This is a genomic window from Affinirhizobium helianthi (assembly GCF_042680945.1).
GTDB lineage: Bacteria > Pseudomonadota > Alphaproteobacteria > Rhizobiales > Rhizobiaceae > Neorhizobium > Neorhizobium helianthi.
Map to the genome: position 1 here is coordinate 54,448 of NZ_JBHUEQ010000012.1, position 19,776 is coordinate 74,223.

Sequence of the window (19,776 nt, forward strand, 5' to 3'; positions counted from 1 at the left end):
TTTTACGCGATTAAGGGGTGCCATGGCTGGCCATTCACAGTTCAAGAACATCATGCACCGCAAGGGCCGTCAGGATGCGGTTCGCTCCAAGATGTTCTCCAAACTCGCACGCGAAATTACTGTTGCCGCGAAAACCGGCATGCCCGACCCGGCAATGAACCCGCGCCTGCGTCTGGCCATCCAGAACGCCAAGGCGCAGTCCATGCCGAAGGACAATATCGACCGCGCCATCAAGAAGGCGTCGGGCGGCGATGCGGAGAACTATGACGAAGTTCGCTACGAGGGCTACGGCCCCGGCGGCGTTGCCGTCATTGTTGAGGCGCTGAGCGACAACCGCAACCGGACTGCCTCGAATGTTCGCTCCATCTTCACCAAGGCTGGCGGCGCGCTGGGCGAAACCGGATCAGTTTCCTTCTCCTTCGATCACGTCGGCGAAATCGTCTACAAGGCATCTGCCGGAAGTGCGGATGCGGTGATGGAGGCGGCTATCGAAGCCGGTGCCGATGACGTGACCTCCGATGAGGAGAGCCACACCATTATCTGCGCATTCGAGAGCATTGGCGAAGTGTCCAAGGCCCTGGAAGCAACGCTTGGCGAAGCAGAAACAGTCAAGGCGATCTGGAAGCCGCAGAACACCGTGCCGGTGGATGAAGAAAAGGCTCAGTCGCTGATGAAGCTGATCGACAGCCTGGAAGACGATGACGATGTGCAGAACGTCTATTCCAACTTTGAAGTATCCGATGAAGTCATGGCAAAGCTTTCCGCCTGATCGCATCAAAGCATGACAAATAAAAACGCCGGCTCCACATTGGGGCCGGCGTTTTCGTTTGTCGCTCGTTTCTGTCGCTATGGCGAGATTTACATCTTCTGCATCAGTGGCAGGCTGGCAAAGATTTCCGCCGAGCGCAGACGGGCAGCAAAATCATGCACGGGCATGGAGATAATCAGCTCGTCCGCCCCAGTTTCTTCCAGGAAAGCGCTCAGCTTGCTCGTGACAGTCTCTTCTGAGCCAACGGCGGCGAAGCGCAAGGTGTGCTCCACACTGATCCGTTCCATGTCGTTCCAGATCCCATCCATGCTGGCCACCGGGCGCGGAAATTGCGAGCGGATGTTGCGGCGCAGATTGACGAATTGCTGCTGGGCGGATGTGAAGTGGTACTGCGCTTCTTCGTCGGTTTGCGCGGCGACCCCCATGACGCCAACCATGGCATAGGGTTTATCCAGTGTTTCCGATGGCTGGAACCGCTCGCGATAGATCTGAAGGGCATCCATCAGCATGTCTGGGGCGAAGTGGGATGCAAAGGCATAGGGAAGGCCAAGCGCCGCTGCCAGATGTGCGCTGTAAACGCTGGAGCCGAGCAGCCAGATGGGGACATTGGAACCCATGCCGGGAACGGCGAGGATGGCCTGATCCTCCCGAGGCGTTCCCAGATACTGCTGCAACTCGATAATGTCATGCGGGAAATTTTCAGCTCCCGCTTCCAGGTTGCGGCGCAGCGCCCTTGCGGTGCGCATATCCGTTCCCGGTGCGCGGCCAAGGCCGAGGTCGACACGACCGGGAAAGAGCGCGGCAAGTGTGCCGAACTGTTCTGCCACCACAAGCGGGGAATGATTGGGCAGCATGATGCCGCCGGAGCCAATGCGGATGCGCTCGGTTCCAGCACCAACATGACCGATGACAACAGCGGTTGCGGCGCTGGCAATGCCGGGCATCCCATGATGTTCCGCCAGCCAGATGCGGTTATAGCCCAGCGCTTCCGCCTTTTGAGCAAGCTGCCGGGATTGCTGGAGCGCCTCGGAAACCTGCAGCCCTTCCGCGATGGGCGAGAGGTCGAGAATGGAAAAGGGGATCATGATGCTCTGCTTCGTTCGATTCTTTCGGTTCCAGTCTATCTAGGATACCGCAAGCTCGAACTTAAGGGGCGGAAGCGAATTAGCGCTCCCGCCCGGTTTTGCCTGATCAGGTCACCGAACGCAGGTTTGGCCCGTTTGCCGGGGTGCGGCTTGGCCCTTCCGGTACAGCAATGCGAAACAGCGAAAGACGTGTTTCAATGGCGCTGGCATCGCTCATCATGCGAATGATCGCAGTCTCCGTGGCTCCGGCAATGGCGCTTGCACGGGCCATCACACCTTCAATCTCGCGCGTTGCAGATTGAACGAAGGAAAGACGCTGCAGTTCGAGATCACTGTTGCGCGCCACCCGCCCGGAAGGTTCCAGGGCGTAGGACAGATCCATAGCCAGGAATTTTGCCTCGTTGCGAAGTTTGCCCTGCAGGCGTTGCTGTTTATCCAGGGTCAAGGTGTTCTGGCGGCAGACCTGCATCATTTCCCGTGTGAGGGCAAGGCACTCCGATGCCAGCGCGCGTTCTGCGGTGGCGGACGTGCCTGAACCTTGTGCCGCAGCACTTTCAGCGCGAACGGCGAGGTCTGCCAGACGGCGCGTGAGGGTATCCAGCTCGTCGCGGCATTCCAGCGTTTGCTGCCCGGCTTCCGTCAGTTCACCCACGGCTGCCGTCAGGGCAGCACTTCGCTCTGCCGCTTCCGCCAGATGGCGTGTCGTGGCGCTTGCGTCCCCATGGCGCATTCGTGCAGCCTTGCTGAGGGCTTCGAGCGCGCTCGATGTCTTGCGAACCGTGCCGAGGGAAGCGTCCAACCTTGCGGCCATGACGGCCAGGTCGGCCTGGGACGAGCGAGCCTGCTGCTTGATGGATTGCGCGTTGCCGCAGGCAGGGGCGATATTGGCACCCATCGACGAGGCAAGCCGGTTGAACTGGATGCGGAGCCCCTCGAAACGCTCGGGAAAGCTGGCATAGAGCAGGTTGGACACATCGCCATTTGCAAGCTTGCGCATGGCTTCTTCCAGTCGGGTGAGAGGAGAATCCTTTTCCTCGTCCTTCTGGCGGGCAATCTCTCCCTGAAGACCGGACACGATACCGGCCAGCTGGCCCAGTTCATCGGTTCGGTTTGCGGAAAGATGATCGATGGATTCGGATTTGTTTCCCGGATCCTGCGCATGGCGAACGAGCCGCCGCAGAGGATCGAGGATCTGCGAGGCGATCATTACAATCGCGAGACATGCGGCAATTGCCGCTGCAATGCTGAAGCCCAGAATCCGGGGGGAGCCTTGCAAAGCCTGAACGGCGATGAGCGCGGTTCCCACCAGGTTAAACGTCACGAGAAGAAGAATGATCTCGATCGGCCGGCGCTTCAAGCGGGTGAACATCGTCATGATGACCTCCAATCTTGGCACTCGCCTGAACTAATGCGATTCGACGGCGCAAGTTCGGAGAGAGTGGTTGCCATCAGCATATTCGAAAGATCAGCGTTAACGGATGGTTAAGGCTTATCGGGTTTGTTTCGTGTTTGTTCACATTTGGGCTGGCTTGAAGGCAGGCCGAAGGAGTAAGCTGGACCATGACCAACACGATTCGTATCATCGGCATCGATCCAGGCCTTCGCCGCACGGGCTGGGGCGTCATCGACACGATTGGCAACAGCCTCAAATTCGTTGCATCCGGCACGGTCACCTCTGACGGCGACATGGACCTTGCCTCGAGGCTGTGCCAGCTGCATGACGGACTGGCAGAGGTGGTGCACAATTATCGGCCGGATGAGGCAGCGGTGGAGCAAACCTTTGTGAACAAGGACGCCGTGGCGACGCTGAAGCTTGGCCAGGCGCGTGGCGTGGTCATGCTGGTGCCGGCGCGCGCAGGCTTGCCCGTTGCCGAATATGCACCGAATGCCGTCAAGAAAGCGGTGATCGGCGTCGGTCATGGCGAGAAGCAGCAGATCCATATGATGCTGAAGATTTTGATGCCGAAAGCGGAGTTCAAAGGCAACGATGCCGCCGATGCGCTGGCAATCGCCATTTGCCATGCCCATCAAAGGGCGGGAAATCGTATGCGACAGGCGCTTGCGGGCTGATTTGTTCTTGACTTGTTCTCTGTGCCGGACTTTGTTACCGGCACTCTTCTTCAGCACGGATCGGCGGCATGATTGGCAAGCTCAAAGGAACCATCGACGAGATCGGCGATGACTATGTTCTCGTGGACGTTCACGGGGTTTGTTATGTCGCCCATTGCTCCACCCGCACGCTGTCCAGGATCGGATCGATGGGGGAGGCGGTGGTGCTGTTCATCGAAACCTATGTGCGGGAAGACCAGCTCAAACTGTTCGGCTTTTTGAGCGCGCTGGAGCGCGAGTGGTTCAACCTGTTGCAAAGCGTGCAGGGTGTCGGCTCCAAGGTGGCGCTGGCTGTGCTTTCAACGCTTACACCCTCTGAACTTGCCAATGCCATTGCACTTCAGGATAAGGCGGCGGTGTCACGCGCACCCGGCGTCGGACCAAAAGTCGCCGTGCGGATCGTCACCGAGTTGAAGAACAAGGCGCCTGCCTTTGCCGGGGAAGCCTCTGCCGCAATCGGGCTCAAACAGGAGATCGGCGAGGGGGTTGCCTCTGCGCCCGTGGCCGATGCCGTCTCCGCACTGAGCAATCTCGGCTATTCGCGTGATCAGGCGGCCAATGCTGTTGCGGCAGCCTTGAAGAATGCGGGCGAGGGGGCCGACAGCGCCAAGCTTATTCGCCTGGGCTTGAAGGAACTGTCCCGCTGAACCTGTACGGCGGTTTGGACCTTGTCTTGGTTTTGACCTTGCCTTCAGGACGTGTTTGTTTAATGCGCCGCCACCGGGGGCGGCACGGCCCGTTAATGTGGCACGGCCCGGTCATGTGGCACGGAATGAGAAATGATTGAACATAACCGCCTTCTTTCGCCGGATAAAAAGGGTGAGGATCTGGATGCTGCCCTTCGACCGCAGGCGCTGGACGAGTTTACCGGACAGGCGGAGGCGCGCGCCAACCTGAAAGTCTTCATCGAGGCGGCGAAGAATCGCGGCGAGGCGCTGGATCATGTTCTCTTCGTCGGGCCTCCCGGTCTTGGAAAGACGACGCTGGCGCAGATCATGGCGAAGGAGCTGGGCGTTAATTTCCGTTCGACGTCCGGGCCGGTTATTGCGAAAGCGGGCGATCTGGCGGCGCTTCTGACCAATCTCGAAGAGCGCGACGTGCTCTTCATCGATGAAATTCATCGGCTCAGTCCCGCTGTCGAGGAAATTCTCTATCCTGCCATGGAGGATTATCAGCTCGACCTCATCATCGGTGAGGGTCCGGCGGCGCGTTCCGTGAAGATCGATCTGGCCAAATTCACACTTGTTGCCGCGACCACACGCCTTGGCCTCCTGACCACGCCTCTGCGCGATCGTTTTGGTATTCCCGTTCGCCTCAATTTCTACACGGTCAACGAGCTTGAGCTGATTGTGCGCCGGGGTGCGCGCCTGATGGGCCTCGGCATGACGGATGAAGGCGCTCGCGAGATCGCCCGGCGCGCACGCGGCACGCCGAGAATTGCAGGCCGTCTGCTGCGGCGCGTTCGCGATTTCGCGGAGGTGGCGCGTGCGGAGGCGGTGACGAAAGAGCTGGCCGATGAGGCGCTGACGCGTCTTCATGTCGATCACGCAGGCCTTGACCAGTTGGACAAGCGTTACCTCAGCATGATTGCGGTGAATTTCGGCGGTGGGCCGGTCGGCATTGAAACCATCGCGGCTGGCTTGTCGGAGCCGCGCGATGCCATTGAGGACATCATCGAGCCCTACATGATCCAGCAGGGTTTCATTCAGCGCACACCGCGAGGTCGTGTCCTGACAGCCACGGCCTGGAAGCATCTGGGTCTTCAGCCGCCGAAAGATCTTGAAGCGGCGCAATTTCGCCTTTTCAGTGAAGAGGACTAACCGGCTCGATGCAAAGCGTAACAGAGCAGATGGTGGAATGCCCGTGATCAGTCGGCGTGCATTGATCAAACTGGCCGCAGCAGGTTTCCTCGCCGGTGTTGGCGCCGTCAGCTATCCCTTCATGGAGGCTTTCGCGCGCCCCCGCATCACGCGCTACACGCTCAATCCCGTTCGCTGGTCACCGGGCTTGGTGCTTCGTATTGCCGTCATTGCCGATATCCACGCCTGTCGTCCGTGGATGGACAGGCGGCGGATCACTGGCATTTGCCAGCAGGCGCAGGCCCTGAATGCGGACCTCATTCTTCTTCTGGGTGATTTCATGCCGGGCATGCACCGCCTTGCCGAACCCTTGCCACCCCGGGACTGGGTGGAGCCGCTTGCAAGCCTGACGGCGCCGCTTGGTGTTCATGCCGTCCTGGGCAACCACGATTATTGGTCTGACGATGATTTCCAGCGCGATCCGACAGTGGAGCCAATGGTTGCGCGGGTTCTGGCTGAGGCGGGCATTGCCGTGCATGTCAATCATGCCGTGAGGCTCAGCAAGGATGGGCAAGCGTTCTGGCTGGCCGGTCTTGGAGACCAGATCGCGATTTTGCCGAAACAGGCCTTGGGCGAGACGGAAGGCCGCGGAATTGAGGATATGGCGAAAACGCTCGCCCATGTCAGCGACGATGCGCCCGTCATTTTGATGGCGCATGAACCGGACGTGTTTCTGGAGCCGCATCCGCGTATCAGTCTCACGCTTTCGGGGCACACGCACGGGGGGCAGGTCAACCTGTTTGGCTGGCGGCCCGTCAACGCATCACGCGGGTCCGCGCGTTATCCGGCCGGACTGTTTCGCAAGGGTGAGTCAGATCTGATCGTCTCGAAAGGTCTTGGTTGCTCCAGCCTTCCCATGCGCATCGGGTCGTGGCCGGAAATTTTGCACATCGAACTGGGGGCGGCATGACGGGCACACGTATTCGCATCAAGTCAAAGCCAAAGCGCACCTTTCAAATGCGCATCGCGGGTCTTGGTTTTCGCAACGGGCATGTGCTGGTACATCGGGCCGTCCACGAAAACTTCTGGACCTTTCCGGGCGGCGGTGCCGAAATTGGCGAGACCTCCGAGGAAACGCTGCGACGGGAGATGATGGAGGAGCTGGAGGTTCACGTCACGGTCGATCGCCTGCTCTGGATGGTCGAGAATTTCTTCCATTACGAGGGGCGCGACTGGCACGAACTGGGCCTCTATTACCTGATGTCTATCCCGGAAAGCTTTCCGTTTGCATCCGATGAGATCGTGCATCGCATCCAGGACGGGGATAATGCGCTGGAGTTCAAATGGGTGCCTGCGACCACTGAGGCGCTGAATGCGCTGGATATTCCACCCTATTTCATCGCGGGCGAAATTGAAAACCTGCCCGAAACGCCACGCCATCTGGTCTGGGACGATCGCAATCTGGATCGCAAGGGAGTGTGACGGCGGGAGCTGCCACGCTCTTGTGACGTGAAGAAAAAGCGCTGGCCATTCAGGTCTCCCCAAGATTGCGAAACGCCGCATCCTCTGGCAAGAGAGCTGGGTTAACTGTTTCGGACTTCCATGGCATGACCTCGGACATACCAAACCATCTTGCCGGAGAACTGGCTGGCGATACCCATCGTCTCGTGCAGCGGGTCTATTACGAAGACACCGATTTCTCCGGTCTGGTCTATCACGCCCGCTATCTTCATTTTCTCGAGCGGGGTCGCACAGATTATCTGAGATGCCTTGGCTGCGAACAGAGTGCCCTCATGGGCATTGACGATGAGGGGCTGGTTTTCGTGGTTCACCGCATGGAAATCGACTTCAAATCGCCTGCGCGGATGGATGATGTGCTGACCATTCATAGCCGGACCGAGAAGGCGGGTGGTGCCAAAATGGTGATCGCACAAGAGATCCGCCGGGGTGAAACTTTGTTGATCCAGGCCAAGGTGGTCATCGCCGTCATCAACCGCCATGGCCGCCCTCGGCGGCTGCCGGAGAGCCTTGCTCAATCCTTCCTTGGCGGTTGATCGCGCAATCTCAACTTAAATTTTAACACAAGTTTAACCATAATAGAGTCTTAGTGACACGCATAGACTTTGTGCGGTGCACGCCTTCCTTTGACCAAAATTGAAGGCGAGAAGGCCCTTGAACTTCAAGGTACACGGGCATTTCTGCGCATTCGCGCTCGACACTATCAGCGCTTGCGAACCGGCCCGTTATTACGTGCCGGGCGATTCGATTCAGGGGTATGGGATTAATGGAACACGCTGATCTGGCGGCGGCTGCGAACTCGGTAAGCCTCCTTTCGCTTTTCATGCAGGCCGGCCTGATTGTGAAGCTGGTGATGATCGGGCTGATGGCGGCTTCGGTTTGGACCTGGGCCATCATCATCGACAAGTATATGAGCTTCACCAAGGCAAAGCGTCATTTCGACCAGTTCGAACAGGTGTTCTGGTCCGGCCAGTCGCTGGAAGAACTCTATCGCACGCTGGCTGAACGGCAGAATACCGGACTTGCGGCGATTTTCGTTGCAGCCATGCGCGAGTGGAAGAAGAGCTTCGAGCGTGGCGCCCGTTCGCCCATCGGTCTGCAGATGCGTATCGACCGCGCCATGGATGTGACGATTGCGCGCGAGAGCGAGCATTACGAGGCGCGTCTCGGTTCGCTTGCCACCATCGGCTCTGCCGGTCCCTTTATCGGCCTTTTCGGTACGGTTGTCGGTATCATGACCTCGTTCCAGGCCATTGCCGGTTCGAAATCCACCAATCTTGCGGTTGTTGCACCCGGTATCGCGGAAGCGCTTCTGGCAACGGCAATCGGTCTGGTGGCCGCTATCCCGGCCGTTATGGCCTACAACAAGTTCATGGCCGATGCCGGTAAGCTTTCCGCTCGTATGGAAGGCTTTGCAGATGAGTTTTCCGCCATCCTGTCGCGCCAGATCGATGAGAAGCTGCAGCCGCGTCAGGCGGCACAGTAAAGCTCGACCAGTCTCAAGGAGATAACCTCATGGGTATGTCGGCTGGAGGAGCCAAAGGTTCAGGCGGTCGCAGAGGCCGCGGCCGTCGTGGCGGACGCGGTGGCGCGATCAGCGAAATCAACGTGACGCCGCTTGTCGACGTCATGCTCGTGCTGCTTATCATCTTCATGGTGGCAGCACCCATGATGACGGTTGGCGTGCCGATTGACCTGCCGGAAACGCAGGCCAAGGCCATGAATTCCGATACGCAGCCGATTACGGTTTCGGTCAACCCGCAGGGTCAGATCTATCTGCAGGAAACGCCCATCGCCATCGATGAGGTGGTTCCCAAGCTCGAAGCGATCGCCACCACCGGCTATAACGAGCGCATCTATGTGCGCGGCGATACTGCCGCTGCCTATGGTGTGGTGATGAAGGTCATGGCCCGCATTTCTGCAGCCGGTTTCAAGAACATCGGTCTTGTGACGCTGCAGGAACAGGAGAAGTGATTCTTTCGCAATGAAAAAGAGTCTCGGGACATCGCTGGTTGCGCACACGATGCTGCTCGGTTGGGCACTGGTTTCGATCAGCGCTCCGGCTTCGTTCGAGGTGTCGCCGGTCGAGGCATTGCCGGTTGATATCGTTCCGGTGGAATCGATCACGCAGATCCAGCAGGGTGACAAGAAAGCCCCGATGAACGACAAGCCTTCGCCGAAGGAGACGAAGAAGCAGAATCTGGTGGAAAATGCCGAGAATGCGGGCGAGAACGACGTGGATCTGAAAAATCCGCCCACGCCGGTCAAGAAGCCGCAGCAGACGGAAACCGCAGCCGCGCCGCCAAAGAACGAAAAGCCTCTGCCCAATCCGGCAAACGAGAATAATGACGTCAAGGAAGTCGCACCGGAGGAGACCGCTCCGAAGCCGGTAGAGACCGCAGCACTTCCGACGCCGAAGCCTGAGATTACACCGCCTGTTCCGACGCCGGAACCACCAAGGCCGGAGCCGCAAAAGCCTGAACCTCAACCCCAGAAGGTTGAGGAGACGCCGCTTCCCTCCAGCGTGCCTGTTCCGGAAATGCGCCCGCGCCCGGAGCCGCCGAAGGAAACGGCGAAGCCTGCGGAAAAGCCGCAGGAGAAAAAGGAAGAAACCGCCAAGGCTGAAAAGCCGACGGACAAGAAGGTTGCCGACAAGAAGCAGGAGACCGCGAAGTCTACTTCCTCGAAGCAGAGCGACTTCAACGCTGATGATATCGCGGCGCTGCTGAACAAGCAGGAAGCGGCAGGCGGTGGCGCGAAGCGTTCTCAGCAGACGGCTTCTCTTGGCGGCAAAAAAACCACGGGTGGCTCAACGCTCAGCCAGAGCGAAATGGACGCTCTGAAGGGCCAGATCCAGAATAACTGGTCCGTCATTTCCGGCGTCGATGGCGCACAGGGAATGATCATCACTGTGACGATGAAGCTGGATGAAACCGGCGCGATCATCGGCAGGCCGGAAGTCACATCCACGGGGGGCACCGAGAGTGCTCGTCGCATGCTGGAGGGAAGCGCGATCCGTGCGGTCATGCGTTCCTCTCCGTTCAAGAACCTTCCCGCCGACAAATACGACGCCTGGAGCGAAGTTGTCGTGAACTTTGATCCGAGCGAACTGCTTTGAAAGGCTTTGTAACCATGTTGAAACGATCTTTCATCCGCGTCATGCTGGCGCTTGCTGGGATGGCCGTGATGTTTGCCGCGCCGGCTTATGCTCGCGTGGAAATCAACATCAATCGCGGCAATGTGGAGCCACTTCCCATTGCTATTACCGACTTCATCTCCGGCAATGAGCTGGGGGCGCAGATCTCCGGCGTCATTGCTGCCGATCTGCAGCGTTCCGGCCTTTTTGCGCCAGTGAACAAGGCGGCCTTCATTGAGAGGATTTCCGATCCGAACAAGATGCCGCGCTTTGAGGATTGGAAGGCCATCAATGCGCAGGCCCTTGTAACGGGCCGGGTGACGCGTGAAGGCGATGGCCGCCTGCGTGCCGAGTTCCGTCTGTGGGATACCTTTGCCGGTACCCAGATGACCGGGCAGCAATTCTTCACCCAGCCGGATAACTGGCGTCGGGTGGCCCATATCATCGCAGATGCCATCTACAAGCAGATTACCGGCGAAAATGGCTACTTCGATACGCGTGTCGTCTTTGTATCGGAAAGCGGCCCGAAGAATGCCCGCCAGCGCCAGCTTGCGATCATGGATCAGGACGGCTTCAATGTCCGTATGCTGACCAATAGCAAGGATATCGTTCTGACGCCGCGTTTCTCGCCGAACCGCCAGGAAGTCACCTACATGTCCTTCGAGGGCCAGCAGCCGCGCGTTTACCTGCTGCAGCTGGAAACGGGCCAGCGCGAAGTGGTGGGCAATTTTCCGGGCATGACGTTTGCACCGCGCTTCTCGCCGGATGGCCAGAAGGTCATCATGAGCCTGCAGCAGGACGGAAACTCCAATATCTACACCATGGACCTGCGCTCGCGCACCACAACACGCCTGACAAACACGGCTGCTATCGATACCTCGCCGTCCTATTCGCCGGACGGTAGCCGGATCGTGTTCGAAAGTGACCGTGGTGGCCGTCAGCAACTTTATGTGATGGGGGCCGATGGTTCTGGCCAGACCCGCATCTCCTTCGGTGATGGCGCCTATTCAACGCCGGTCTGGTCGCCGCGCGGTGATTTGATCGCCTTCACCAAGCAATCCGGCGGCAAGTTCTCCATTGGCGTCATGAAGCCCGATGGCTCTGGTGAGCGCATCCTCACAACCGGCTTCCATAACGAAGGCCCAACCTGGGCGCCGAATGGGCGTGTGCTGATGTTCTTCCGACAGAATGCCGGCGCAGGCGGCCCTCAGCTCTATTCCATCGATCTGACCGGCTATAACGAGCAGCAGATCAAGACGCCTGCTTTCGCATCCGACCCGGCATGGTCGCCGCTTCTCGAATAGGGAAGAATTTGGGCGCTGCGTCACCATCCTGCCGCATTATCCTGAAAATGCGGTAGGAAATGGCGCGGTAGGGGATTGTTAACCATAAGCGTTGGCAAGGCATTAACCTAGAACGGTTAGACTCTGGCAACGATGAAATTCTGATCAAGGAGAGACCGGCTATGAGCCGCACTTATACCCCGGCAATGAGCCGCATGCAGAACCTCGCTCGTAATCCTGCCGTTATTGCCCTGACGCTGGCCTTGGCACTCGCTGGCTGCGCCAACAAGAAGAACCTGCCCAACAGTGCGGGTGAACTTGGTCTTGGCGCCGGTGGCGCCGGTGCGGCGACGCCAGGTTCCAGCCAGGACTTCACGGTAAATGTCGGCGACCGCATCTTCTTCGATACCGATTCCACGTCGATCCGCGCCGATGCACAGCAGACGCTTGATCGTCAGGCCCAGTGGCTGCAGCGCTATCCGCGCTACGCCATCACCATCGAAGGCCATGCGGATGAGCGCGGCACGCGTGAATACAACCTGGCACTGGGTGCTCGCCGTGCTGCCGCAACGCGCGACTATCTGGTATCGCGTGGTGTTCCTGCCAACCGCATGAAGACGATTTCCTACGGTAAGGAGCGTCCGGTTGCTGTTTGCGACGACATCTCCTGCTGGTCGCAGAACCGCCGTGCGGTGACGGTGCTGGGCGGCGCCGGAATGTAATCGCTTCGCCTTATGGCCAATGAATAGGGCGGTTGCTGGAATGAAACTCGATCGGTTTCCCTCCACGCACCGCCTTTTCATTTCTCCATAGTTTGGCCGAAGTTGCATTATCTGTTGTCACTCAACAGTCGCCATTGCCTGTAATTGAAAACTCTCATGAGGCGCCCCCGGTGCGGCCTTCACGAAAAGCAGGACGGACATCATGAAGAAACTTGTTCTGGCAGCGATGCTAGGGCTTGCGGCTACGACGAGCCACGCGAGCGCGTTTTCGCTCGGTAACATATTCCATGGAAACTCCAGCCATCAGCAGTCTGCCGCGCAGCAGCGCCAGCCGGTTATCCTGGCGCAGGGTTCGGCTGACTCCGTTCGTATCCAGCAATTGGAAGAAACGATCCGCCAGCTGAACGGGCGTGTGGAAGAAATGAGCTTCCAGCTTCTGCAAATGCAGGAGCAGATGCGCAAGACGCAGGAGGATAACGAGTTTCGCTTCCAGGAGCTTGAGAAAAGCTCCGGCGGCGCTTCCTCTGCCCCCTCGGTTGCTGCCGCTCCGGCAGCTGGCTCAAAAAAAAACGATGAAATTGCCAACATCATCGATGAACCAGGTGCTTCGGCGGGGGTAAACAACCCCGCCGGTGCGGCTTCTTCCACCTCTTCGCGCACAGCGCCAGGCGAAACCACTCTGGGTTCGCTGGAGGTTGATCAGAGCGGGCGTCCGCTCGGTGCCAAGGCGAACCCGAACGCGCGCAATTCTGCCGCTCTTCCGGGCGTTGATACGGGTACGGCCCCGCAGAAATCGCAGCAGTCCGCCTCTTTGGGCTCAGAGAGCGACAGCTACCGCGCCGCCTACAATCATATTCTTTCCGGTGACTACAAGGCCGCCGAATCAGAGTTCACCTCCTACCTTCAAAGCTATCCCAAGAGCGCACGTGCTGCCGATGCGAGCTTCTGGCTTGGTGAGGCACAGTATTCGCAAGCCAAATATAGTGAAGCTGCAAAGACCTTCCTGAACGCACACCAGACCTACAGCACATCGCCAAAGGCACCGGAAATGCTGCTGAAACTGGGTATGTCGCTGGCGGCGCTGGACAATCGGGAAACGGCCTGCGCGACTTTGCGCGAAGTCACGAAACGCTATCCTTCGGCATCGAAACCGGTCACTGCAAAGGTTTCGAGCGAGTTGAAACGGCTTGGCTGTTGAGATCCATTTTTAACGGTGACGGCGTTGACACCGCACTGCTTTCTCCAGTCGAGGCTGCAGACAGCCTCCTGAAGCAGTTACAGAAGCCCGTCCGCCTGCTGGTGGCCATTTCCGGGGGGAGCGACTCCACGGGCCTGCTATTGGCGCTTCATGAGATTGCGCGCCTGAATTTTTCCGCCGAGGTGCAGATCGTTGCGGCCACTGTGGATCACGGCCTGCGGGCCGAGGCACGACAAGAGGCAGATGCAGTTGCGGCGCTCTGCAAGCGCTATTCCATCGAACACACAATCCTTCGCTGGGAAGGCGACAAGCCGCGGACCGGCATTGCCGCCGCCGCGCGCGCTGCACGTTACGAAATCTTGGTTGATGCGGCAGAGGCGCTCGGTGCCGACGCCATTCTCACAGGCCATACGCTGGACGACCAGATTGAAACGGTGGCCATGCGCTCGCTGCGCGGGCAGAGCCCGGAGCGTGAGGAGGGGGAGGAGCCCCATCTGCGCTCTGGTGAAGCGGGAATGGCGCATTCCGTGCTGCTGCATCAGAAAATCTGGCTGTTGCGACCATTTCTTCACACGCGCCGTGAGCATGTTCGAAAGTTTCTTGAAGCACGGGGCGAAGGATGGATCGACGATCCTTCCAATGAGAACACAGCCTCTGAACGGGTGCGGACACGAAGGCAGCTTGCAGGTCTGGACGATGGCAAAGCGGTCGCTCACCTGGCAGGCATCCTTTCGGCCCAGGCCGCTCGACGCAGTCTGGCAGATTCTGCCGCTACCCTGTTTGCTGAACATCTCTCCTTGTCCAATCATCTGGTTGCGCATCTGCCCGTGTGCGCGCAGAAGGGCGATTGCGATGTCCTGAGCTATGCACTTGGCCGCCTGATTGCGGTTCTTGGCGGTCGCGAGCATGCGCCACCTGCCGATCGGGTGAGACAGATTGCCGCTCGTCTTGCAAGAGAGGAACGCTTTTCCGATACCTTGGGGCGTGTGCTTCTGGTTGCCAAACGGCAGGGTCTCTACCTCGTGCGGGAGAGCCGGGATCTGCCGGTGCCTCAGTTGAGGCCGGAAGAGAGAGTGCTTTGGGACGGGCGGTTTCTGCTATCCGCAAACAAAAGCGTGAACGTAGGTGAAATGCCTGATTTACGGGAGAGTTTGCAAGGGTTTCCGCCAGCCATTGTCGAGGCTGCATGCCATGCTTCCTGGCAGATGCAAGGGGCTCAGGCTTTTTCCGGCGGCGCGATTGAGGCCACGCCGGTTCTGCGGCCCTGGCTGCAGTTTCTTCCCGAATTTGACTGGAAACTTGCCAATTCCATGACCGATGCGATGGGATTGGTGCCTTTCGTGCCATCGCCGCTTAACGCTTTATGTCAGAAAAGATGATCTGGCGTGTCGCTTGCCTTGGCAAGGGCTTCCCGGGAACCTATGTTAAGGACCAAGAAAGGCGGCTGGCGTAAAGCAGGCTGTCAATGTCCGGGGAGTTCGATGAACCCAAACTTTCGTAATTTCGCCCTTTGGGCGATTATAGCCCTTTTGCTGATCGCTCTGTTCAGCATGTTCCAGACGGCGCCAACGCAGACGAATTCGCGCGAGGTTCCATACTCGCAATTCCTGCGTGATGTGGATGCGGGCCGTGTGCGCGATGTTGTCGTGACGGGTAACCGTGTTGTCGGAACCTACACAGAGGGCGGCGCAGGCTTCCAGACCTATTCGCCTGTGGTGGATGATACCCTGATCGAGCGCTTGCAGTCGAAGAACGTCACCATCGTGGCCCGCCCCGAGTCCGATGGATCGTCAGGCTTCCTGAGCTATATCGGCACGCTTCTGCCGATGCTGCTGATCCTCGGCGTCTGGCTGTTTTTCATGCGCCAGATGCAGGGTGGCTCGCGTGGTGCGATGGGCTTTGGCAAATCCAAGGCCAAGCTTTTGACCGAAGCGCATGGGCGCGTGACGTTTGACGATGTCGCTGGCGTCGATGAAGCCAAGTCCGATCTGGAAGAAATCGTGGAATTCTTGCGTGACCCGCAGAAGTTCCAGAGGCTTGGTGGCCGCATTCCACGCGGTGTTCTTCTCGTCGGCCCTCCGGGTACGGGTAAGACGCTTCTGGCGCGCGCCATTGCTGGCGAAGCCAATGTTCCGTTCTTCACCATCTCCGGTTCTGACTTCGTGGAAATGTTCGTCGGCGTGGGCGCAAGCCGCGTGCGTGACATGTTCGATCAGGCGAAGAAGAATGCGCCTTGCATTATTTTTATCGACGAAATCGATGCTGTCGGTCGCCATCGTGGTGCAGGCCTTGGCGGAGGTAACGACGAGCGTGAGCAGACGCTCAACCAGTTGCTTGTTGAGATGGACGGCTTTGAGGCGAATGAAGGTATTATCCTGATCGCCGCTACGAACCGCCCGGATGTTCTCGATCCGGCTCTGCTTCGCCCGGGTCGTTTCGACCGTCAGGTTGTTGTGCCGAACCCGGATATTGTCGGTCGCGAGCGCATTCTCAAAGTGCATGCCCGCAACGTTCCGCTGGCGCCGAATGTCGATCTGAAGACACTTGCTCGCGGTACGCCCGGCTTCTCCGGCGCCGACTTGATGAACCTCGTCAACGAAGCTGCCCTGATGGCTGCCCGTCGCAACAAGCGGCTCGTGACCATGCAGGAATTCGAAGACGCCAAGGACAAGATCATGATGGGTGCCGAGCGTCGCTCGACCGCCATGACCGAGGCAGAAAAGAAGCTCACGGCCTATCATGAAGCCGGCCATGCGATCACGGCGCTGAATGTGCCGGTGGCTGACCCGCTGCACAAGGCAACCATCATTCCGCGCGGTCGTGCGCTGGGCATGGTCATGCAGTTGCCGGAAGGCGACCGATATTCCATGAGTTACAAGTGGATGGTGTCTCGTCTCGTCATCATGATGGGTGGCCGTGTGGCTGAAGAACTGACCTTCGGCAAGGAGAACATCACCTCGGGCGCGTCCTCGGATATCGAGCAGGCCACCAAGCTTGCGCGTGCCATGGTAACGCAGTGGGGTTTCTCGGATATTCTCGGTCAGGTCGCCTATGGCGAAAACCAGCAGGAAGTGTTCCTCGGGCATTCCGTGTCGCAGAGCAAGAATGTCTCGGAAGCGACGGCACAGAAGATCGATACTGAAGTGCGCCGCCTGATTGATGAGGCCTATACGGAAGCACGCCGCATTCTGACCGAAAAGCATGATGAATTCGTCACGTTGGCGGAAGGTCTTCTGGAATACGAGACGCTGTCCGGCGAAGAAATCAAGGCGCTGATTCGTGGCGAAAAGCCTGCCCGCGACATGGGTGATGATAGCCCCTCCGCCCGCAGCTCTGCCGTGCCGAAGACCGGTTCGAAGAAAGATGAGCCGAAGGATGGCGAGGCAGAAGGCGGAATGGAACCGCAGCCGCACTGAAATTCCAAAGAAATTCCAAGTGGAAGAGGGCCGCTCTTGACGCGGCCCTTTTCTTTTTTGGGGATTTGGTAACGCTATGTAATCAAAATTTGCTGTAATTTACGTGTCCTGGCTGTGAAAACATGCCAAGAGCAGGAACCAGCTATGCGCGTTGCCGCTTTGCAGGCTGTTTCTCAACAGATTGATGTGCCCGTGCACATTCCGATCGCCAAGGAGCTTTTATGACACGCCGTTACTTTGGCACCGATGGTATTCGTGGACAGTCCAACGTTTTCCCGATGACGCCAGATCTTGCCATGCGGGTTGGCATTGCTGTCGGCACCATCTTTCGCCGCGGCAATCACCGTCATCGTGTGGTTATCGGCAAGGATACCCGTCTTTCCGGTTACATGCTCGAAAATGCCCTGGTTGCCGGTTTCACCGCCGCCGGGCTGGACGTCTTTCTGCTGGGCCCCATCCCGACGCCTGCAGTTGCCATGCTGACGCGCTCCCTGCGTGCCGATATCGGCGTGATGATTTCTGCCTCCCACAATCCTTTCCAGGACAACGGCATCAAGCTTTTCGGCCCGGATGGATACAAGCTTTCCGATGAGCTGGAGCACCAGATCGAGGAGCTGCTCGATAAGGACATCTATTCGCAATTGGCCAAGCCGAACGAGATTGGCCGTGCCAAGCGCGTGGACGGCGACATCTATCGCTATATCGAATTCGTCAAGCGCACTCTGCCGCGGGAAGTGACGCTGGAGGGTCTGAGGATCGCTATCGATTGTGCAAACGGCGCGGCCTACAAGGTTGCACCAACCGCCTTGTGGGAGCTTGGCGCCGATGTCGTGACCATTGGCAACAACCCGAATGGCACGAACATCAATCTCGATTGCGGCTCCACCAGCCCGGATGCCCTGCGCAAGAAGGTGCATGAAGTGCGGGCCGATATCGGTATCGCGCTGGATGGTGATGCGGACCGTGTGATTATCGTGGATGAGAACGGGCAGATCATCGACGGCGACCAGCTGATGGCGGTCATTGCGGAAAGCTGGCTGGATGACGAGAAGCTGCGCGGCAACGGGATTGTCGCGACGGTCATGTCCAATCTCGGGCTGGAACGGTTCCTGAAGAAGAAGGGCCTCGGTCTGGCGCGCACCAAGGTGGGCGACCGCTATGTGGTTGAGCACATGCGCCAGCATGGTTTCAATGTCGGCGGCGAACAGTCCGGTCACATCGTTATGTCTGATTTTGGCACAACAGGTGATGGGCTCGTGGCCGCGCTTCAGGTTCTTGCCCGCGTAAAGCGGTTGGGGCAGCCGGTCAGCGAAGTGTGCCGCCGCTTTGAGCCTGTTCCGCAATTGCTGAAAAATGTTCGTTTCTCCGGTGGCAAGCCATTGGAAGATCCCGTTGTTCTTCAGGCGATTCAGAGCGCTGAAGCGGAGCTTGGCAAGAAGGGCCGTCTGGTCATTCGCCCATCCGGCACAGAGCCTCTGATCCGCGTCATGGCCGAAGGCGATGACAAGTCGCAGGTGGAGCGGATTGTGGGAGATCTGGTCAGCGTGATCGGCAATGTTCGCAGCGCTGCCGCCTGAGCCTTGCCGTTGAGCACCCAATACTTAAAGCCCGAGCGTCAGTTCGGGCTTTTTTTATACGCCTAAACATTAATATTAAGAATAATTGCCGCCTATTGTTAGGGAGATATTAGGCTTAATGGCTCCTTAACCTTTATCGTTAATAATCCGCTCCAGTGTAATCATCCTCGCCGCTCGTGCGTCGCAAGGAACTTGAACCTGGAGTTCACGAAATGAGGAATACCCTGATCGGCGCTTTGGCACTCGCCTTGTTGGCTGGGGCGGCGCACTCGGCAGATCTTTACCAGCCACAGCCTGAACAGGTGCCTCTCGATGCACCGGAAGTCACCGTGCAGCAATCTTCCAGTGGTTGGTATCTGCGCGGCGATGTCGGCTATGGCTTCAACAAGCTGCGTGGTGCGAATTTTTACCAGGGCAATGATCCGAGCCAGCGCGTCGATTTTGCCTCTTCCGGTCTTCGCGATGCCTTTACGGTGGGCGCGGGTGTCGGCTATCAGGTCAATAGCTACCTTCGTACTGATTTGACCTTCGATTATCTGTCCAAAAGCAAGTTTACCGGCTCCACAGTGGGTGGTGGTGCACCATTCGGAGCTTGCGTCGGTCCGTGCACATCGACCGATATCGCCAATATGAAAGCCTATAGCCTTCTGGCCAACGCCTATGTCGATCTCGGGACCTATGGCTATGTCACGCCTTATGTCGGCGCCGGTCTCGGCGGCACCTATGTAAAGTGGGACAAGCTTCGCAACACCTCTTGCGCCGATGACGGCAGCGGTTGCGATGACACGGTCGAGCACGGCGGCAAGGGCAGCTGGCGCTTCACCTATGCGCTGATGGCCGGTGCAACGATCGATGTTACCTGCAATATCAAGGCTGATGTTGGTTATCGCTATCGCCGTATTGAAGGTGGCGACATGTTTGGCTGGGCGCAGAATGGTGGTCCCGGCTTCGACAAGGGCATTAACGTTCACGAAGCTCGTGTTGGCGCGCGTTACCTTTTCGGCGGCTGCCAGCAGCCTTATGTGGCAGAAGAGCCGGTGCAGCCGATCATTTACAAGTAAGCACTTAGAGTTTTGAAGGCCGCCGAAAGGGCGGCCTTCAGACTGCTGACAAACCCCTGGCCACACCCGGGGGTTTATGATTCACTGGGACATGTTGAAGAAA

Annotated in this window: 19 protein-coding genes; 17 read left to right on the forward strand and 2 right to left on the reverse strand. The window is 58.4% G+C overall.

What is annotated here, in order from left to right:
* Positions 1-22 precede the first annotated feature (22 nt).
* Positions 23-769 (forward strand): YebC/PmpR family DNA-binding transcriptional regulator, encoded by a 747-nt coding sequence (locus ACFSE1_RS07175; RefSeq protein WP_377398517.1) that lies wholly within the window; start codon positions 23-25, stop codon positions 767-769.
* An 89-nt stretch (positions 770-858) separates the two neighbouring features.
* On the opposite strand, the gene ACFSE1_RS07180 is transcribed toward ACFSE1_RS07175, so the two are convergent.
* A complete protein-coding gene (locus ACFSE1_RS07180) occupies positions 859-1,854 on the reverse strand; it encodes an LLM class flavin-dependent oxidoreductase (protein WP_377398520.1) in 996 nt (331 codons plus the stop codon).
* A 106-nt stretch (positions 1,855-1,960) separates the two neighbouring features.
* Positions 1,961-3,229: a HAMP domain-containing protein gene (locus ACFSE1_RS07185; RefSeq protein WP_377398523.1), complete on the reverse strand. Its 1,269-nt coding sequence runs from the start codon at positions 3,227-3,229 to the stop codon at positions 1,961-1,963.
* 185 nt (positions 3,230-3,414) lie between these two features.
* Here ACFSE1_RS07185 and ruvC point away from each other — a divergent pair, with 185 nt between their 5' ends.
* From ruvC to ACFSE1_RS07265, 16 genes are all read left to right on the forward strand, one after another.
* Positions 3,415-3,924 (forward strand): crossover junction endodeoxyribonuclease RuvC, encoded by a 510-nt coding sequence (gene ruvC / locus ACFSE1_RS07190; protein ID WP_377398527.1) that lies wholly within the window; start codon positions 3,415-3,417, stop codon positions 3,922-3,924.
* A 68-nt stretch (positions 3,925-3,992) separates the two neighbouring features.
* Complete coding sequence (ruvA, locus tag ACFSE1_RS07195; RefSeq protein ID WP_377398530.1) at positions 3,993-4,610, forward strand: Holliday junction branch migration protein RuvA; 618 nt, start codon at positions 3,993-3,995, stop codon at positions 4,608-4,610.
* 132 nt (positions 4,611-4,742) lie between these two features.
* The gene (gene ruvB, locus ACFSE1_RS07200) at positions 4,743-5,783 is read left to right on the forward strand and encodes a Holliday junction branch migration DNA helicase RuvB (RefSeq protein WP_377398533.1); all 1,041 of its coding nucleotides are present in this window, start codon (positions 4,743-4,745) and stop codon (positions 5,781-5,783) included.
* 37 nt (positions 5,784-5,820) lie between these two features.
* Positions 5,821-6,732, forward strand: coding sequence for a metallophosphoesterase (locus ACFSE1_RS07205; protein ID WP_377398537.1), 912 nt, complete (start codon positions 5,821-5,823; stop codon positions 6,730-6,732).
* Positions 6,729-7,244 (forward strand): NUDIX hydrolase, encoded by a 516-nt coding sequence (locus tag ACFSE1_RS07210; RefSeq protein WP_377398540.1) that lies wholly within the window; start codon positions 6,729-6,731, stop codon positions 7,242-7,244. The genes ACFSE1_RS07205 and ACFSE1_RS07210 overlap by 4 nt, the downstream gene beginning before the upstream one ends.
* Positions 7,245-7,369: 125 nt before the next feature.
* Positions 7,370-7,816 carry a tol-pal system-associated acyl-CoA thioesterase gene (ybgC, locus tag ACFSE1_RS07215; RefSeq protein ID WP_377398542.1) on the forward strand — a complete coding sequence of 149 codons (447 nt, stop codon included), beginning with the start codon at positions 7,370-7,372 and terminating at the stop codon, positions 7,814-7,816.
* A 230-nt stretch (positions 7,817-8,046) separates the two neighbouring features.
* Positions 8,047-8,766: a protein TolQ gene (gene tolQ / locus ACFSE1_RS07220; RefSeq protein WP_377398545.1), complete on the forward strand. Its 720-nt coding sequence runs from the start codon at positions 8,047-8,049 to the stop codon at positions 8,764-8,766.
* Between the two features lie 29 nt (positions 8,767-8,795).
* On the forward strand, positions 8,796-9,254 hold the full coding sequence (gene tolR / locus ACFSE1_RS07225) for a protein TolR (RefSeq protein WP_377398548.1): 459 nt from the start codon (positions 8,796-8,798) through the stop codon (positions 9,252-9,254).
* A gap of 10 nt (positions 9,255-9,264) precedes the next feature.
* Positions 9,265-10,398, forward strand: a complete 1,134-nt coding sequence (locus ACFSE1_RS07230; RefSeq protein ID WP_377398551.1) for a cell envelope integrity TolA family protein — start codon at positions 9,265-9,267, stop codon at positions 10,396-10,398.
* 14 nt (positions 10,399-10,412) lie between these two features.
* Positions 10,413-11,720 carry a Tol-Pal system beta propeller repeat protein TolB gene (gene tolB, locus ACFSE1_RS07235; protein ID WP_377398554.1) on the forward strand — a complete coding sequence of 436 codons (1,308 nt, stop codon included), beginning with the start codon at positions 10,413-10,415 and terminating at the stop codon, positions 11,718-11,720.
* 161 nt (positions 11,721-11,881) lie between these two features.
* Positions 11,882-12,421, forward strand: a complete 540-nt coding sequence (pal, locus tag ACFSE1_RS07240) for a peptidoglycan-associated lipoprotein Pal (RefSeq protein ID WP_377398557.1) — start codon at positions 11,882-11,884, stop codon at positions 12,419-12,421.
* A 202-nt stretch (positions 12,422-12,623) separates the two neighbouring features.
* Positions 12,624-13,619 (forward strand): tol-pal system protein YbgF, encoded by a 996-nt coding sequence (gene ybgF / locus ACFSE1_RS07245; RefSeq protein WP_377398560.1) that lies wholly within the window; start codon positions 12,624-12,626, stop codon positions 13,617-13,619.
* Entirely contained in the window at positions 13,616-14,998 is a 1,383-nt protein-coding gene (tilS, locus tag ACFSE1_RS07250) for a tRNA lysidine(34) synthetase TilS (RefSeq protein WP_377398563.1), read from the forward strand. The genes ybgF and tilS overlap by 4 nt, the downstream gene beginning before the upstream one ends.
* A 102-nt stretch (positions 14,999-15,100) precedes the next feature.
* Positions 15,101-17,035, forward strand: coding sequence for an ATP-dependent zinc metalloprotease FtsH (gene ftsH / locus ACFSE1_RS07255; RefSeq protein ID WP_377398566.1), 1,935 nt, complete (start codon positions 15,101-15,103; stop codon positions 17,033-17,035).
* Between the two features lie 221 nt (positions 17,036-17,256).
* On the forward strand, positions 17,257-18,612 hold the full coding sequence (gene glmM, locus ACFSE1_RS07260; RefSeq protein ID WP_377398569.1) for a phosphoglucosamine mutase: 1,356 nt from the start codon (positions 17,257-17,259) through the stop codon (positions 18,610-18,612).
* Positions 18,613-18,824: 212 nt separating this feature from the next.
* Entirely contained in the window at positions 18,825-19,673 is an 849-nt protein-coding gene (locus ACFSE1_RS07265) for an outer membrane protein (protein ID WP_377398572.1), read from the forward strand.
* Positions 19,674-19,776: the final 103 nt, after the last annotated feature.